General features: G+C 43.0%; 12 protein-coding genes. 11 read left to right on the forward strand and 1 reads right to left on the reverse strand.

Features of this window, described 5'->3' with window-relative positions; translation table 11 throughout:
- From U0035_RS00425 to U0035_RS00475, 11 genes are all read left to right on the forward strand, one after another.
- Complete coding sequence (locus U0035_RS00425; protein WP_114791351.1) at window positions 1–1,176, forward strand: glycosyltransferase WbsX family protein; 1,176 nt, start codon at window positions 1–3, stop codon at window positions 1,174–1,176.
- Window positions 1,177–1,559: 383 nt separating this feature from the next.
- Window positions 1,560–4,730 carry a SusC/RagA family TonB-linked outer membrane protein gene (locus U0035_RS00430; protein WP_114791352.1) on the forward strand — a complete coding sequence of 1,057 codons (3,171 nt, stop codon included), beginning with the start codon at window positions 1,560–1,562 and terminating at the stop codon, window positions 4,728–4,730.
- Between the two features lie 10 nt (window positions 4,731–4,740).
- Complete coding sequence (locus tag U0035_RS00435) at window positions 4,741–6,705, forward strand: RagB/SusD family nutrient uptake outer membrane protein (protein ID WP_114791353.1); 1,965 nt, start codon at window positions 4,741–4,743, stop codon at window positions 6,703–6,705.
- A 16-nt stretch (window positions 6,706–6,721) separates the two neighbouring features.
- On the forward strand, window positions 6,722–8,044 hold the full coding sequence (locus tag U0035_RS00440) for a DUF4959 domain-containing protein (RefSeq protein WP_162817897.1): 1,323 nt from the start codon (window positions 6,722–6,724) through the stop codon (window positions 8,042–8,044).
- Between the two features lie 86 nt (window positions 8,045–8,130).
- Window positions 8,131–8,811, forward strand: a complete 681-nt coding sequence (locus U0035_RS00445) for a DUF4998 domain-containing protein (protein ID WP_114791355.1) — start codon at window positions 8,131–8,133, stop codon at window positions 8,809–8,811.
- A 40-nt stretch (window positions 8,812–8,851) separates the two neighbouring features.
- On the forward strand, window positions 8,852–9,952 hold the full coding sequence (locus U0035_RS00450) for a glycoside hydrolase family 88/105 protein (protein WP_114791356.1): 1,101 nt from the start codon (window positions 8,852–8,854) through the stop codon (window positions 9,950–9,952).
- Between the two features lie 40 nt (window positions 9,953–9,992).
- Window positions 9,993–11,447 (forward strand): BNR-4 repeat-containing protein, encoded by a 1,455-nt coding sequence (locus U0035_RS00455; protein WP_114791357.1) that lies wholly within the window; start codon window positions 9,993–9,995, stop codon window positions 11,445–11,447.
- A gap of 101 nt (window positions 11,448–11,548) precedes the next feature.
- On the forward strand, window positions 11,549–12,814 hold the full coding sequence (locus U0035_RS00460; protein ID WP_114791473.1) for an MFS transporter: 1,266 nt from the start codon (window positions 11,549–11,551) through the stop codon (window positions 12,812–12,814).
- A gap of 112 nt (window positions 12,815–12,926) precedes the next feature.
- A complete protein-coding gene (locus U0035_RS00465; protein WP_114791358.1) occupies window positions 12,927–16,067 on the forward strand; it encodes a ligand-binding sensor domain-containing protein in 3,141 nt (1,046 codons plus the stop codon).
- A gap of 10 nt (window positions 16,068–16,077) precedes the next feature.
- Window positions 16,078–16,857 (forward strand): response regulator transcription factor, encoded by a 780-nt coding sequence (locus U0035_RS00470; protein ID WP_211316449.1) that lies wholly within the window; start codon window positions 16,078–16,080, stop codon window positions 16,855–16,857.
- Window positions 16,858–16,997: 140 nt separating this feature from the next.
- Window positions 16,998–17,234 (forward strand): hypothetical protein, encoded by a 237-nt coding sequence (locus U0035_RS00475; RefSeq protein WP_114791360.1) that lies wholly within the window; start codon window positions 16,998–17,000, stop codon window positions 17,232–17,234.
- A gap of 42 nt (window positions 17,235–17,276) precedes the next feature.
- Here the strand turns inward: U0035_RS00475 and U0035_RS00480 are convergent, their stop codons facing one another.
- Window positions 17,277–17,642 carry a response regulator gene (locus U0035_RS00480; RefSeq protein WP_114791361.1) on the reverse strand — a complete coding sequence of 122 codons (366 nt, stop codon included), beginning with the start codon at window positions 17,640–17,642 and terminating at the stop codon, window positions 17,277–17,279.
- Window positions 17,643–17,919 lie beyond the last annotated feature (277 nt).

Raw genomic sequence — 17,919 nt, forward strand, 5'->3', positions numbered from 1 at the left:
ATGACTCGATTAAAGAAACTGTCACTACCGATAAGCGGGCTATTATTGCTGCTATTTATTCATTGCGATCTGCGCGCCCAGAAGTATGATGTGGCAGCTTTTTATTGGCCTGCCTATCACTATGAGCCCCGTATCGAATTTCTCTTTCCGGAGAAAAAAGGCGAATGGGAAATTATTCATAAGTCGAAGCCTAAAGAAGCCGGCCATCTGCAACCCAAAGTACCGGTATGGGGTTACCAGGATGAGGCGGATCCGCGCGAAATGAATAAGAAGATAACGGCAGCCGTAGCACATGGGGTAAACACATTTATCTTCGACTGGTATTGGTACGAGGGTAAGCCTTTCCTCGAAAGCTGTTTAAATGATGGCTTTTTGAAAGCTAATAAAGGCCGCATGAAGTTTTATATTATGTGGGCCAATCATGATGCTACCAGTTATTGGGATACAAGAAATCCAAGAAAAGATTCTGTAATCTGGAAGGGAGGGGTGAACCGGGCTGAGTTCGATAAAGTAACCGACCGTATTATCGCCCGGTACTTTAAAGATCCTTCCTATTACAAGATTGATGGAAAACCGGTCTTTTGCATATACGAATTGCAAACCTTAATAGATGGCCTGGGCGGTGCGGAACAAACCCGGCTGGCTCTTGATGATTTTCGCCGGAAAGTAAAAGCTGTTGGCTTTCCCGGTCTTCACCTGCAGGGTATTTTATGGTCAGCCTTGCCGGCGAACATAAATGGTGTGCCGGGTGATAAGATCCAGACACAGGATAAGGTGCTTTCTTTTTTCGGTTTCAACAGCATCACCAATTACTGCTGGGCGCATCTGCAAAACCCGGAGGGTGATTATGAAAAATGGGCGGATGCATCAACTGACATGTGGACGGGCTTTACCCGTGATTTTTCAATTCCATACTTTCCCAATCTAACCATTGGCTGGGACGCCAATCCACGTTATCCCTTCAAAGCCGGTTATATTACCAACCCGGCACCCGATAAGTTTGAAAAATACCTCAGGAAAGCAAAATCCTTTGTAGATCGGCATCCGGAGCAGCCGCGGCTGGTTACCATCAATGCCTGGAACGAGTGGTCGGAGGGTAGCTATCTTGAACCGGATACCACTCATAAGATGAAATACCTTGAAGCGGTGAAGCGTGTTTTCGGCTCGCGAAAATAATGCGCTTCGTTTCTCCCTTGTCCTTGCAGCTTTGCTATCTACTTGTTGATAATGTTAGTCGTCACAGGTAAGGTTAACGATTGATCCGGCTATATGGGCCGGATTTTTATTTGCACCCTCAAAATTTTTATGTCAGCGTTATCAGGAATCCGGAGAACGTATTCTTTCAAATATCTGTCAGATAGTTTCATTTTTCTTTGCAACAAAATGAAACAAAACTGATACGGAATCAACCGTTCCTTCATCTGGGCCTCTCTATTTTTGTTCCTGATACAAATTGATTGCTTTATTAAACGATTATTGCCCGCACTTTCCCGCTTGCTATGCCGCTTGTAAACAGAGCGATCAGTGCTCGCGGTTGTGCAAAAAAACAGCTATAGAAAATGACAAAAAAGCTTATTCTTTATGCATTGATAATGCTGCCCTGTTTTTATTTCTGTAAGACCGCCCGTGCTGCCGAACCGGGTAAGTCTTCCTCCTCCATCTTGTTATTAAGAGATATCACTGGTACTGTAAGGGATACTTCAGGCAAGGTACTGACTGGGGTGTCGGTAATGATAAAAGGCAACAATGCAAGAGGCACCATGACAGATATGAATGGCCGCTTTGTTTTAGACCTAGCAGCGGCTGATACACTGGTGTTTTCGTTGGTTGGTTTCGATACATACGAGGAGGCGGTAGGAGACCGGGTACAGATAGATGTGGTGTTGCACCCGCAGAGCAGCTCTATGGATGATGTGGTGATTACCGCCTTTGGTAAAGCAACGAAGCGAACAGAAATGGTGGGGTCGGTTACCACAGTAAACCCGGCCGATCTGAAAGTGCCCTCCAGTAACCTTACTACAGCATTTGCAGGAAGAATTGCCGGCATGGTAGCCTTTCAGCGTACGGGCGAACCTGGTGCGGATAATGCTTCTTTTTTCATTAGAGGCATCACTACTTTTGGCGCCAATAATAGTCCGTTAATATTGATCGATAATATAGAGCTAACCGCCACGGATCTGTCTCAATTGCAGCCCGATGATATCGAGAGTTTTTCTATAATGAAAGATGCAGCGGCTACAGCTTTATATGGGGCCAGGGGTGCCAATGGAGTTATATTAGTAAGAACCAAAATAGGACAGATGGGAAAGATCAGTACTACATTGCGCGTAGAACAATCCTTATCGGCGCCAACAACCAATCTCGAACTAGCCGATCCGGTTACCTATATGCGGTTGAATAATGAAGCTATTGTAACCCGCGAGCCACTGGCTCAGCTATTATACTCACCCGAAAAAATTAATAATACGGTTGCCGGAGCAGACTCGTATTTATTTCCTGCTACCGATTGGCGTAAGGAGCTGGTAAAAGATTATGCGCTCAACCAGCGTGTTAATTTAAGTGTGAGTGGTGGAAGCGCTTTAGCTACCTATTATATTACGGGAGCCTACATGCACGACAATGGTATATTGAAAGCGGATGACCGCAACAGCTTCAAAAGTGGTATCAGTAATAATATATTTACGCTTCGTTCTAATATTACTTTAAAGCCCATTAAAACCATGGAAATTACCACTCGCTTTAATGGCAATTTTAACGACTATAACGGACCCGTACGTACAGGCTCCCAGATGTATTCTCTGATTATGCGAAGCAACCCGGTACTGTTCCCTGCATATTACCCGCCTGATGAGCAACATCAGTTTACAAAGCATATACTTTTCGGCAATGCATTGTCCACCAACGGCTCTTCTTATTACATTAATCCCTATGCCGAAATGGTGAAAGGATACCGGGAATACGGACGTTCAAATATATCTGCACAGCTTCAGGTAAACCAGCAACTGGACTTTCTTACAAAGGGACTATCGGCAAGAGCTTTATTTAATATATTAAGAATTACATCTTATTCGCTCAACCGAAGCTATAATCCCTTCTGGTATGGGCTGGGATCGTATGATAGATTGAACAACACTTATTCTATATACAATTTAAATCCCAATGAAGGAACGGACTATCTGAATTACAACCGATCAATCGATGTGCCTACGGCTAATGTGTATTTCGAAGGCGCATTAAATTATAACAGGATTTTTGCCCAAAAACATAGCATCGGGGGTATGCTGGTTTATCAGCTCAGGAATAACGTTTCGCTTGGAGCAGCAACCGTACAGGAATCCTTACCCTACCGTAATATTGGCTTGTCGGGCAGGGTGACCTATGGATATGACAGCCGGTATATGGCAGAATTTAACTTTGGTTATAATGGCTCAGAACGATTTCATCCCAATAACCAGTTTGGATTTTTCCCATCAGGAGGGGTGGCCTGGAATGTATCGAATGAAGAATGGTTTACGAGCTCGGGTTTGAAAGATGTGGTTAGGATGCTTAAATTACGTGCTACTTATGGTGTGGTAGGTAACGATAATATCAGTAGCAGCCGCTTTCTCTATCTTTCGGAAATCAACATGAATAATGCGGATCTTACGCAATACTTCGGGCTTCAGCGCGGATATAATAACAGTGGTATATCCGTTAGCCGTTACTCTGACCCCGATATCACCTGGGAACAGGCTAAAAAAGCCAACTTCGGATTCGAGATTGAGTTTAGAAACGGGTTGTCACTTATAACTGAATATTATTTCGAGAATAGATCAGATATACTCCTAACGCGCTCTAATATCCCCTCCACTATGGGATTGTGGGCTGTTCCCAGCTCTAATGTGGGGGAAGCCGAAGCGCACGGAGTAGATGCTTCGTTGCAGTTTAACAGGCAAATTGGTAAGAACTCCTGGTTGCAGTTAATGGGTAATTTTACTTTTGCAAGAAGCAAATACAAAATTTACGACGAACTGCATTACGACCGGGAATGGTGGTTGTCGAGAGTGGGATATTCTATTAATCAAAATTGGGGATATATTGCAGAGCGACTGTTTATCGACGATAATGAAGTTGCCAACTCTCCCACTCAATTCGGTGTGTATGCAGCAGGAGATATCAAATACCGCGACATTAACGGGGATGGCGTCATTAATACACTCGACCAGGTTCCCATTGGTTATCCAACAAATCCCGAATTGATCTATGGATTTGGTGCGTCGTACGGGTATAAAAATTTTGATGTATCCATTTTTTTTCAGGGGCTGGGTAATGAATCCTTTTGGATCAATTATGCTAACACTTCTCCCTTTTTCCCGAATAATGATGGCGGAGCCGTGGGAAATAATCAGCTGGCGAAATTTATTGCAGAAAGCTACTGGAACGAGGACACAAGAAATATATATGCTACCTGGCCCAGGCTATCCACTTCCTCTGTTTCTAATAATGCTCAACCCAATACCTGGTTTATGCGCGATGGCTCCTTCCTGCGTTTAAAATCTGCTGAAATAGGTTATAAGCTGCCAGCTCCAATAGCATCGAAAATAGGTCTTAAACAGGCTAGAATATATGCGAATGGTACGAACTTGTTTACCTGGAGCAAATTTAAATTATGGGATGTGGAGCAGGGAGGTAGTGCCTTAAACTATCCCATTCAGCGTGTTGTAAACCTAGGTCTTCTTATATCACTATAATGTTTGAATCATGAAAAGATTATTTTTTATAAGCATTGTCTCAACAGCATTGATTATATCCTCCTGCAAAAAATTCCTGGATATCGTTCCGGATGGAATTGCCACAATAGACAACGCATTCTCTACCCGTATATCCGCCGAGAAATACCTGTTTACCTGCTATTCGTACATGCCCCAGCAGGGAAGTCTTGCCTCCAATCCTTCATTCTCAGCCGGCGAAGAGTTTTTTTGCGCCACCGCAGATATCAGCACGAATGGCGCCCTGGGTGGAGCCGTGGGCAGCAATATTCTATACGGTAACCAAAACTCCAATAGCCCCTATGCCGATGCCTGGACCGGTTACAGTACATTAAATAGTCCGGGCAGATCCTTATACCAGGGCATCAGCGACTGTAATATATTTCTCGAAAATATCGATAAAGTACCTGATATGCAGCCCGAAGAGAAGCAACGTTGGCGGGCAGAAGTAGTTTTTTTAAAGGCATACTATCATTTCTGGCTGGTAAGACAATATGGACCGATTTATCTCCTGAAGTCTAATTTACCGGTAGGTGTATCCATTGCCGAAAGTAAGGTATACCGTAACACATTAGATGAATGCTTTGAATATATAGAGCAGCAGCTCGACGAGGTTTTAGCAAATGAAGCCATGCCGGATTTTATATCCAACGAGGCACAGGAGTTAGGCAGGATCTCGAAAGGTATCGTTCACGCGTTTAAAGCCTATGTACAGGTAACGGCAGCAAGCCCGTTATTCAATGGTAATATGGATTATGCAGGCGTTGTTGATAACAAAGGGGTGGCTATTTTTAACCCTCAGAAAACGGAACAGCAAAAATCAGAACGTTGGGTAAAGGCTGCTGCAACGGCCAAAGCTGCTGTAGCCTTTTTAGAAAGACAGGGACATTATTTATATGTATTTGATCAGAATTTGCAGGTGTCTGAAAAAACAAAAACCAAGCTAAGTATCAGGGGTGCCGTAACTGAAAACTGGAACAAAGAGGTAGTTTGGGGTAATCCGAATTGCTGGACAGGCGGCTCCTCTTCAGCAAATGGTCAGTCCGCAATCGCCAGCCATAACTGGCCGAGAGGCTTGGTGCCCACGTCCACCAACGCAAATTTTACCGGGCGAATGAACGTGCCTTTAAATTTCGTTGCTAAATTTTACACAAAGAATGGGATTCCCGTAGAAGAGGATTTAACGTACGATCAGGCGGGTATGTACAACCTGAGAACCGCTACGGCCGACGATAAGTATTATATTAAAGAAGGCTATACCACTGCCGGTCTTAATTTCGATAGGGAGCCCAGGTTTTATGCGGATCTTATTTTTGACGGAGGCATATGGTTCGGTTCTTCATTCCTCGACGAAGAAAATCCCTTGTATGCCGAAATGAAAGTTACAGGAAGCGCTGGTAGCTACCGGGCCAATAGCCATAATTTAACAGGGTACACTGCCAAGAAGCTAAATCACTTCCGTACCACTGTGGTAACAGGTTCAACGGCAACCGCTATTTACTATGCATGGCCGGTGATACGTTTGGCAGATGTTTATTTGCTTTGTGCAGAAGCCCTAAATGAGGCTGGCGCTGATAAGGCAGAAATATTGTCATACGTTGATAAAGTTAGGGCCAGAGCAGGTTTAAATGGAGTAGAGCAGTCGTGGAGCACTCATTCAACCCGCCCTGATAAGCCCAATACACTTGCCGGGCGTCGTGAAATTATACAAAGAGAAAGAACGATTGAACTGGCTTTTGAAGGCCATGGTTACTGGGACCTGCGTCGCTGGAAAACAGCGTACGATCAACTGAATAAGCCTGTTACAGGTTGGTATGTTTATGGTGGTACCAATGAAACTTACTATGTACCTGTAACACTTTACCGCCCGCTTTTCCGTATTAAAGATTATTTCTGGCCTATTGCAATTACTGAAGCGCGGAAGAATGAAAATCTTGTTCAAAACCAAGGCTACTAAAACGAAAATAAAGTATATGAAAAAACTATTTTGTATTCAATATAGCCGGCAGCATCGTCCGTACCTCCCCATGCCGGTTATTATCATAATGGTTATGGTGGTTACAGCGCTTTCATGTGGCAAGGCCGATCTGAATAACCCGGTAGGTATAAGCGATGCCATTCCACAATTGGTTACGGTAACTTCAGTGGAAAATATTAGTGGCGGCGCTATTATCCGCTATAATGTTCCTAAAGATGATAATGTAAATTATATAGAAGCGGTATATGAGATCAAAGGAAAGGAAACCAAGAAAAAGGGATCGTTTTATACAAACGAGTTATTACTGGATGGTTTTCCCGACAGCAGAGAGTACAAAGTATCTTTGTATTCGGTAAGCTTCTCCGAGAAGAAGTCTGAACCGGTGGTAGTTACCATCAACCCAGCTACTCCTCCTTACCAGAGTGTGGCGCAAACGCTGGATGTAGCGCCTGTTTTCGGGGGTATCAAAACAACTTACAAAAATCCAACTAAGTCGAGCTTACAAATTACATTTCTTGAAAAGAATAACCAGGGCCGGTGGACAGAAGTGCAAACCTTATACACCAGCCTCGACAGTGGCACTTTTTATGTGCGTGGCCTGGAGAGCCGTTTATACCAGTTTGGTGTGGTTTGTCGTGACAGATGGCAAAATGTTTCCGATACTTTAACTGTATCCTCTCAGCCGCTGCATGAACAACTCGCAGATTTCTCCAGGATCGTAAGCTACCCCTTACCGGGAGATATAACCTACGAGTTTCCGCTTACCGGCAGGCAGCCTCATCATACAGGTGCAGGTACCGGTGTCGGAAATGTCCCCTGTTTGTGGAATGGCGAAACACATGCGCCGTTCAGTAAGAGTCCGTTCTTCTTCTTTCAGAATACTACAGCAGGCTTGCCTTTTTCTGGCTTACCCAGCAGCATTACAATTGATCTCGGCAGAAGGTATCAAATAAGCAGGTTCGTTTACTGGCCCCGGGCCTCTTCCAGCACCACGATTCAGTATAATTATATATTTGGTACCACCCACGTAAAAACATTCGAGTTGTGGGCCAGCAATAACCCGTCTACCGATGGCTCTTACGATTCCTGGACCAAAGTTGGCTCGTTTGAATCGATCAGGCCTTCGGGGAATACAGCACCGGGTAATGAGTACAACACAGAAGAAGACCGGCGGATTGCGGTAACGGGTGAAAGTTATGATATGCCGGAAGATATAAGTGCTTACCGGTATATCCGGTATAGGGTATTCAGTACCTGGGGAGCGCAGCCATTCTGGGCATCAACAGAATTACAGTTTTTTGGTAATCCGCAGAATTGATCATGCTATTGGTAAGCTGTTCATAACAGTTATCAGAACAAAAAATAACACAATCATCATTAATCATATAAGTTAAAAAATTACGGATGAAAAAAGTTGCGATGATCATCTCTATGCTTGTAACGCTCATTCATTATGGATGTAATAAGATGGACAGTACATACAAGGATTTTTTGAAGGATGGACCGGTTATTTATGCTCAGAAGCTCGATTCGGTTAAGGTATATCCCGGCAGGAACAGGGTATTGATAACCTGGCTGCCAATAAGAGATCCCCGTGTAAGTAAACTAAGAATTTCGTGGATGGGACAGCCTGAACCAAAAGAGCTGGCCATTACATCTGCTAAGGACACTTCCGCTTTAATAGAAGGGCTTCCTGAAGGTAATTATGTGTTTGACTTTTATACCGCTGATGATGCGGGAAATCGTTCTATCAAAACGGAGGCATTAGGTATCGCATACGATACCCTCTATGAAAGAGGTCTTACACTACGGGGAATCAGCACTATGAACCGAAATGGATCAACAGTGAATATTTCGTTCAGGTCGGTATTGGGGGTGGAAGCTTATCATCACCAGGAAGTGACCTATAGTTCTGTAACCAATGGCCAGCTTAAAACAGTTGAAGTTGGGGGAGGCCAGTCAGAACTTATGATAAGTGATTTTTCAGGAACAGGCTTCACGCACCGGAGCGTATATAAGCCTCAACCGCTTTCGCCAGACCTTTTTTATTCACCGTCTGCGCAGGTAGCAATAGTATCCAGGTAAGTAATTGTAATCATCAAATATCAAGTGTAACATAAGTATAATGAAAAAGATTTTTATTGTAGTAAGTTTTTCGCTGGTTTCGGCATGGGGCTTTGCTCAAAGTAAAACCGACGCCGTTTTTAAGAAAAAGTTTATTAAAAACATTATGGAAGATGCGGCTGCATGGCAGTTGAGGCATCCGAAACATGATCCTAAAGATTGGACGAACGGCGCGTTTTATGCCGGTTTGGTAGCGGCTGGGGAAACTACCAAATCAAAAAGCATCTGGAATGCTTTAATGGATATGGGCAATGCACAAGCGTGGCAGCCCTACAAGCGCTGGTATCATGCCGATGACATCACCATATGCCAAACCTATATCGATCTGTACAGGCGCAGGAAGGATAAGGCCCTGATTCAGCCTACCATTGATACCATCAATAAATTGCTGGCAAACCCTTATCCAACAAGAGGCAGAATAGAAGTTATTAAATGGTGGTGGTGCGATGCGCTTTTTATGGCTCCGCCCGTTTTGGTAAAATTGTCGAATGTAACCAACAATAACGCCTATATCGATTCCAGCGATGTTTATTTTAAACAGGCTTACGAGCTGTTATACAATAAGGAAGAGCATCTTTTTGCAAGAGACTTAAACTATGTAATAAAGCCGGATGGGTCGGGCAGGAAAGAGGCCAACGGGCAGAAAGTTTTTTGGTCGAGAGGAAATGGCTGGGTGATGGGGGGACTGGTGCGCGTTTTAAGCGAATTTCCGAAAAACTATGCAGGCAGGCCATTTTATGAGACCCTGTTTAAAGAGATGGCCAACCGGGTAGCTTCCCTGCAACAGGAAGATGGATTGTGGCGGGCCAGCTTACTCGATCCTGAAGCTTATCCGGGTGGAGAGGTGAGTGGTTCGGGTTTCTTCTGTTATGCGCTTTCTTGGGGTATCAATAATAAATTACTTGATAAAGAAAAGTTTTTGCCTGTTGTAGAAAAGGCATGGCGCTCCCTGGTTAACTGTGTAGATGAGAACGGACGGGTAGGTTGGGTGCAGCCTATTGGTGCCAGCCCTGGCAAGAACTTTAGCAAAGACAGCTGGGAAGTATATGGTACCGGTGCCTTTCTGTTAGCAGCAAGTGAAGTGATAAAGCTTTCCAGATAATAATGTTAAACTACTCCCGAACAAAATAATAATATTGATTATGCATTCGAAAAAGATCATTCTGAACCTGTTGCTGTTACCATTGCTGACTACTACGGTTTTTTCACAAACGCTACCATCGCTCAATAACACTAAAATAAACGGCTACAAGGGTATTTGGTTTACCCTGGGCCAGTTTTCTGAATATGGTGATAAATATTCGGGAGGATTAGGTACTTATACAGCAAAGCATATACCACTGGCTATATATGCTCCCAAGGCTCAGAAAACATTTTTTGTTTACGGTGGTATTGCCGAAGACCGCAAAAGTGATTCCGAGAAAGCCGGACGAAAGGGTAAAGCAGCCGGCGATTATTTACTATGTATGGTGGGTTCTTATGATCATAAGACCGGCAAAGTATCTAAGCCAACTGTAGTACATGATAAGAATGGGGTTTTTGACCCGCATGATAATCCGTCGCTGGCCTTAGACGACCAGGGCTTTGTTTGGGTTTTCGTAAGTGGCAGAGGACGATCAAGGCCCGGTTATATGTATAAAAGCAGTCAACCTTACAGTATTGAAAAGTTCGACCTGATGGCAACACGGGAAGCCACGTATCCACAGCCTAAGTTCGTAGAAGGGCAGGGCTTTCTGCATCTTTTCACAAAGTATATGGGCACCCGATTGCTATATTTTAGTACCAGTAAGGATGGTAAGGAGTGGACAAAGGATGTTCAGTTAGCGGCCATCAAAAGGCCGGAGGATAAAAATGGTGGTCATTACCAGATCAGTAACCAGCTGGGCAGTAAGATCGTTTTCTTTTTTAACTGGCATCCCAATGGCAATGTAGATCAGAGAACGAATATATATTATTTGCAAACAACCGACTTTGGTAAAACATGGACCAAAGTAGACGGGTCTCCTGTGTCGATACCCGTTACAAAAGTAGATGACCCGGCTTTGGTGAAAGAGTTTTTCTCCGGAGGTAAGAATGTATATATAAAAGATGTTGCTTTCGATAAAAATGGTAATCCTGCAGCGTTATACGTTACGGGTACAGGATTTCAGCCAGGACCGAAGAATGGAATAAAAGAATGGCGGGTGATTTACTGGAATGGAAAAACATGGGAGGATCACCTGGTGGCTACATCTGATCACAATTATGATACAGGAAGCTTATGGATAGAGAATGGAAAATGGACCGTGATTGGTCCTACCATTAATGCACCTCAGAATTATGGTGGTGGCGGCGAAATTCAGATCTGGGAAAGTAATGATGGCAGGAAATGGAAGATGACGAAACAGGTAACAAAAAACAGTCCCAGAAACCATAACTATGTGCGTAGGGTAAAAGATGGCATTGATCCTTTTAAATATTTTTGGTGCGACGGTAACCCGAACCAGCACAGCAAATCCTATATGTATTTTGGTAATTCAAAAGGAGCAGTTTGGCAACTTCCTTACGAAATGAAGAATGATCAGGAATCACCCGCTAAAGGTCAGCGCAAAAATTAATCAGATACATAAAAAAACAAGGCAGTAGCCCTGCTAACGGCAAGCGAACCAGAACAGCTGAAGCCTGCTGGTGATGAGCTGCATCAATTATGAACAACCGCATGATAAATAAAGATTCCATTGCTTTAGAAGCAATTAATGAAAAGAAAACAAACCTGCAGCATTTGATATCCATTCCGGTGCTGGTAGCGGCCCTGGGGTACTTTGTAGATATTTACGACCTCTTGCTTTTTGGCATCGTCAGAATTCCCAGTCTTACCTCGCTCGGGCTGTCGGAAATCGAAATATCCACGATTGGCGCCAGTATTATAAACTGGCAGATGGCGGGACTGATACTGGGCGGCATCCTTTGGGGCGTGGTGGGTGATAAAAAAGGCCGCCTTTCCGTACTTTTTGGCTCTATACTTACTTACTCCATTGCCAATATCGCCTGCGGTTTTGTACAGGATGTTGCTACGTACAAGTTGCTACGCTTTATTGCAGGCATTGGCCTGGCAGGTGAGCTGGGTGCCGGTATCACACTGGTATCCGAAATCTTGCCCAAAAAATTGCGGGCTATCGGAACTTCTATTGTCGCATCGGTGGGATTGCTTGGTGCCGTTGTTGCTTACTTTACGGTGCATCTTTTCGACTGGAGGCCCGCGTATTTCGTTGGCGGGGGCATGGGCATCCTGCTGCTAATACTACGCATCGGCGTTTTTGAGTCGGGTATTTTTGATCAGATCAAAAACCAGAAAAATATAGCGAGAGGAGATTTCTTCATGCTCTTTAAAAAGCGGGAGAGATTCCTCAGGTACCTTCGTTGTATTGGGATAGGTATTGTAACATGGTATGTGATAGGCATACTGGCTACCTTTAGTAACGAGCTGGGCGTCAAGTTCGGAGTAGCAGATCCCGTTATGCCGGGTTTGTCCATCATGTGGTGTTATGTCGGTCTGTCAATTGGAGATCTTTCCAGCGGCCTTTTAAGCCATTGGCTGAATTCGCGTAAGAAGGCTGTTTTATATATGATCCTTTTTACATTGGGTATGACATTGCTCTTTTTTCTGATACCTATAAAAACAGCGGTCCATTTTTACACATTCATCTTTCTCCTGGGTATAGGAGTGGGATATTGGGCGATGTTTGTCACAATCGGGGCTGAGCAATTCGGCACTAACTTAAGAGCAACGGCTGCCACCACTATTCCCAACATGGTAAGAGGTACCGTAATTATAATGACCATTTTGTTCACCGATTTAAAGCATTACATGAATGTACGGGATGCCGCTATCATTATAGGCTTGATCTGTTTTGCCATTAGTATTTACTCGATCAGAAATATTTCGGAAACACATGACACCGACCTCGATTTTATAGAAAAATAGAAGCGGTTGCCGTTATTGATAAACCGGATATTTCGTTATCTGTTACGTGCTCCGTTGTTTTTGCTTATATTCAGATTTCTTTTAAAACGGTGATGCAAATAGCACAGTATTCATGAAACAGGGGGCGCTTATTTTATTTATTTTAATTTCAGCTGTTTGCTTTGGTCAGCCTTACTATTTCAGGCATTACCAGGTAGAGGATGGCCTGTCGAATAATACTGTTGGATGTGTGCTGCAGGATCATAAGGGGTTTTTATGGTTTGGAACAAAAGATGGCTTAAACAGGTTTGATGGTTACACGTTTAAGGTTTTTCAAAATGAAGGCGACACCCTCCATGGTATTGGCAGCAATTTTATTATCTCCTTACATGAAGATAAGAAGCACCAGCTATGGGTGGGAACAGACAGAGGGCTTTACCGGTATAATACAGATAATGAGGATTTTGAGATTGAGACAGCTGTTCCTGTAAATGAGATCCGTGGGATCTTGTCGGATGACCGTAACAGGCTCTGGCTTATCATCAGGAACCAGCTGGGCTGGCTGGATAGGAAATCGGGACGGTTTATCCCGTTTGATCAGCTGAAAAATTTTGGAATAACTTCTGTTTCACCCGGCGCAGATGGCACCATATGGGTGGCAAGTTCTGAAGGAATTATTCATCGGGTTAATACCACTACCTTAGCCGTCAAATCCTATAATGTGTTTGGCCAAAGCGCCACATTTGCTACCCATCGGGTACAGAAGGTTTTCGACACCGGCAAAGGGCTGGTTTTAGTAGGCACTATTAGTCACGGACTTTATATCCTGAATACAGCTACCGGACAGTTCGAAAAAAAACAGCTTCCGGGACCCGGAGGTGCGCAGGTATTTATACGTGACTTTGCGCGTTACAACGATAATGAGTATTGGATAGCCAGCGAAGCAGGCCTGTTTGTTTACAATATGGAGAGCGGCGCTATCATTCATCTGAGAAAAAACTATAGCGACCCTTATTCACTTACAGACAATGCCTTGTACTCTTTGTGTGCCGATCTGGAGGGTGGGATGTGGATAGGTACTTATTTTGGAGGCATCAATTATTATCCCAATCAGCTCACTTATTTTCGCAAGTACTTTCCGCAGTCTGCCGACGACGCCACCAGTGGCAATGCTATTCATGAAATAGGTAAAGACCCTTATGGTGATTTGTGGATAGGTACGGAAGATGCCGGGCTTATCCATCTCGATCCTGTTACCAACGAAAAAACAGTATTTTCACCCTATTCAAAGAAACATCCTTTAGCGCATAGCAATATTCATGGGCTGCTGATTGATGGAAATGAATTATGGGTGGGTACTTTTCACGGAGGTCTTGATGTGATCGATATCCGCGAGAAACGAGTGGTGAAACATTTCAGCGCGCTGAAAAATGGATTGAGCAGTGACTTTGTATCTGATCTTTTAAAAACCAGGTCGGGTAAAATTATAGCGGCAACCGACAGGGGTATTTGTAGTTTCGATCCGGCAGCACAAAGATTCAGTCAAATTACGGCATTTTCAAAAACATTCTTCAAGTCGATTTTTGAGGATAGCAAGGGTATTATATGGGCTGGATCTTACAATGAAGGGCTACACTACCTGAATCCGCATAACGGCCACTACGGCGTATACCATTTTGAATCGGGCAAAGCAGGCAGCATCATTAGCAATCGTATCAACTGGATCTATGAAGATAGCCGTCGTCAAATATGGATTGGTACAGAAGGAGGATTATCACGATTAGACGGTAATACCGGGCGTTTTACTAATTATACTACTGCGAATGGGCTTCCAGGTAATCTTGTATACGCTTTTTTAGAAGATGAGAAAGGCGACTTTTGGATCAGCACTTCAAAAGGACTAGTTAATTTTACTCCTCTTAACGGGAGAGTAAACGCGGTCTATACAAAATCAAATGGACTCTTAAGTGACCAGTTTAATTATAACTCTGCTTTCAATGATGGCCAGGGCCACTTGTACTTTGGTAGCGTGAAAGGTTTAATTAGTTTCAATCCCAACTCTTTTGAGAAAAATAATTATACAGCTCCCTTGTATCTTACCGGTTTTCAGATTAATAACAGGGAGGTTCAGGTAGGAGCCGGCTCACCTCTTGAAAAATCGATAATTGCAACTCACCAGATCGTTTTAAAGCATGATGAGTCCAGTTTTAGTATCGATTTCGCTGCACTTAGTTATACAAGTCCCGAAGCCACTGAATATGCCTACATTATGAAAGGGTTGGATGAGCAGTGGACCTATCTGAAGGCTAATCGCAAAGTGTTTTTTACAGAGCTCGCACCTGGCAACTACACCTTCGCGCTGCGAAGTGCTGTAAGTAAAGAACGCTGGAGTAAAGATTATGAGATGTTGCTGATCACTGTGTTGCCTCCATTCTGGAAAAGCAGGCCTGCTTATCTGCTTTATGCATTTATATTGCTAACAGCCATTTATTTTACGGTGCGCAGTTACCATAAGTATCACCTGGCAAAGAATAACCGCAGGCTTGAAATTCTTGAATATGAAAAGCAAAAAGAAATAAGTCAGACAAAAATCGATTTTTTTATCAATGTAGCGCATGAAATTAAAACACCCCTGACGCTGATAAAAGGTCCTATGGAAAAAGTTATAGAGAAAGCAGACGATCCTGCAGTAATTAAATCAAACCTGCGGATTATGGAAAAGAATACCGACCGGCTGATCGAATTAACCAATCAATTGCTGGATTTCAGAAAGGCAGAAGCGGGGGTAGCACAGATCATCACTGAAGAAACCGATATAGTAGCTTTACTGAATGATCACTACCTGAGATTTTTACCTGCGGCGGAACAGGCGGGACTTGATTTTGAACTAATGCATCCAAAAGTATTTAGCGCTTTCGTTGATATAGAAGCCATGAATAAAATTGTGAGTAATTTGTATAGTAATGCGATCAAATATGCAGCAGGCAAAGTTTTGGTGGAACTATTACCGGTTCTACCCGGCGAGACAACCTTTTGTATTGTCTTTAAAAATGACGGGCATTTGATTGCGGCTGAAATGGCAGACAAGGTATTTGAAACGTTTTTCAGACTTAATGAATCCCGGAAGCAGGCCGGTTCTGGTTTGGGCCTGACCTTATCGCGTTCATTGACGCAGCTTCATGGCGGTAGCCTTACTTTGGAGCCAGCCGAAGATCGAATGAATGTTTTTAAACTGACACTGCCGGTTAATGTTGATATTACAATCGAATTGTAAACTACCGATCATGCAACAACAAAAGGCGAGTATACTGCTCGTGGAAGATAATGAAGAAATACTAAGGTTTATAACCAACGACCTTGGAGACGAGTATGAAATGATGACGGCTTTAAACGGCGTGGAAGCTATTGCAGTTTTACGGACGACGCCGGTTTCCCTCATTATTACAGATGTGATGATGCCCGAAATGGATGGTTTCGAACTTTGCCGTATTGTCAAGTCAACTGAAGATTTTATACATATTCCGGTGATTATTCTCACTGCTAAAAACACGTTACAATCAAGGATTGAAGGAATAGAATTAGGCGCTGATGCCTATATTGAAAAACCTTTTTCTCCCAGGCATTTGCGCGTACAGGTTGCTACCTTGTTGCAGAACAGAGATAAACTCAAACAATACTTTGTAAGCAAACCCCTTGTGCATATCAAAGAAACCGCCCACAATAAATCAGATGAAGCTTTTTTAAACAGGGTTAATGAGGCAATTCGTGAAAATATCGACAATGCAGATCTGAATGTAGACCATCTTGCTTCTATATTAAACATGAGCAGGGCTTCTTTATATCGCAGAGTGGGAGAAATCCTGGATATTTCGCCCAATGACCTGATAAAAGAAACCCGGCTCAAGTATGCTGCTAATTTATTGGCACAGGAAAACTACAAAGTATATGAAGTGAGTGACAAAGTAGGATTTGGCTCTTACAGGCAGTTTAGCCGAAATTTCTTTAAACAGTTTGGCGTATACCCATCCGAATATATACAGGAGTTAAGGAAGGAAAAGCGATAACTCGTAATGTAACGAGCTGTTGGCCTTATCAATCGTTTCAATAATAATTATCAGATCAATAAATCAGTTTTTTAAATATATAACGTGTGACTTTATTTTATTAACTTCATTAGGTAGATTTGTATCTCATCCTGATCAACATGAGAAAGGAACTATCTTACGAACAGGTTATTTTAATGCTCAAGTACCAATCCGATGAAATGCTTTATCAGGGTATTACCCTTTTACTATTTGTACACGAAGTATTAAAAGAGCAGACATTAATGAAGCAGGGATTTACTTTTACCCAATATGAGGAGGGGCATTTTCTGGTAACAGGGGTTAACGAGGCCTTATCCGCTAATAATTGCAACGAGCCCCACTGCGGCCATACATAAGGATATCCGTGAAATAGGCTGCGTGTTTAGAAAAATGCGTTACTATGCGGTAGGTTGAATATGCGATCGTAATATGTTATATAAAAGTTCCAGGTCAAATGGTTTGCTGATATAACCATCAAATCCGTGCTGATCATACTGCTCGTGGATATTGTTGTTGCAACTTAATGCAATAACGGGGAGATGAGGATATTTTTGTTTAATGGCTTTGCAGGCCTTAATACAATCCTCATCGGAAAGCCTGATATCCATCATTACCACATGTGGCCTTTCTTTATCTATTATGTCAAGCATTAGTTCTTCATCGCATGTATCAATAGAAATAGTGGTAAATCCCTTCATCTGCAGCGCAATGGCAAGGACTTCCAAGATAGAAGCATCCTTGTCCTGTACAATAATTGTAGCCATCCTCGTCAATTTTAAAAGCAAATAATTTCAGCAAATGTATTGCTATTGTACGCAAGGTAAATCAAAGACAAAAAAAATATGCAATTGATTTGTTACCCGCTTTCACGCTCACCTGGTGCACCCAGCTCCAGCCGGCATCTGGCTTATCATGAAGAAATAACCGTGGTATAAAGCCTCCTCAAACAACAGCAATTATGGTCAAATTAATGATATTTTCGAAATATCGTTACAATTCGCCCAATTATTCCTAAAAAATACTCAGTTTGGTCAAATAATT

This window comes from Niabella yanshanensis, assembly GCF_034424215.1.
Classification (GTDB): Bacteria; Bacteroidota; Bacteroidia; order Chitinophagales; family Chitinophagaceae; genus Niabella; species Niabella yanshanensis.

Coding starts and splice junctions, on each gene's coding strand:
- U0035_RS00455 (WP_114791357.1), top strand. CDS start 9,993: ATGCATTCGAAAAAGATCATTCTGAACCTGTTGCTGTTACCATTGCTG.
- U0035_RS00440 (WP_162817897.1), top strand. CDS start 6,722: ATGAAAAAACTATTTTGTATTCAATATAGCCGGCAGCATCGTCCGTAC.
- U0035_RS00480 (WP_114791361.1), bottom strand. CDS start 17,642: ATGGCTACAATTATTGTACAGGACAAGGATGCTTCTATCTTGGAAGTC.
- U0035_RS00430 (WP_114791352.1), top strand. CDS start 1,560: ATGACAAAAAAGCTTATTCTTTATGCATTGATAATGCTGCCCTGTTTT.
- U0035_RS00465 (WP_114791358.1), top strand. CDS start 12,927: ATGAAACAGGGGGCGCTTATTTTATTTATTTTAATTTCAGCTGTTTGC.
- U0035_RS00470 (WP_211316449.1), top strand. CDS start 16,078: ATGCAACAACAAAAGGCGAGTATACTGCTCGTGGAAGATAATGAAGAA.
- U0035_RS00460 (WP_114791473.1), top strand. CDS start 11,549: ATGATAAATAAAGATTCCATTGCTTTAGAAGCAATTAATGAAAAGAAA.
- U0035_RS00435 (WP_114791353.1), top strand. CDS start 4,741: ATGAAAAGATTATTTTTTATAAGCATTGTCTCAACAGCATTGATTATA.
- U0035_RS00450 (WP_114791356.1), top strand. CDS start 8,852: ATGAAAAAGATTTTTATTGTAGTAAGTTTTTCGCTGGTTTCGGCATGG.
- U0035_RS00475 (WP_114791360.1), top strand. CDS start 16,998: ATGAGAAAGGAACTATCTTACGAACAGGTTATTTTAATGCTCAAGTAC.
- U0035_RS00425 (WP_114791351.1), top strand. CDS start 1: ATGACTCGATTAAAGAAACTGTCACTACCGATAAGCGGGCTATTATTG.
- U0035_RS00445 (WP_114791355.1), top strand. CDS start 8,131: ATGAAAAAAGTTGCGATGATCATCTCTATGCTTGTAACGCTCATTCAT.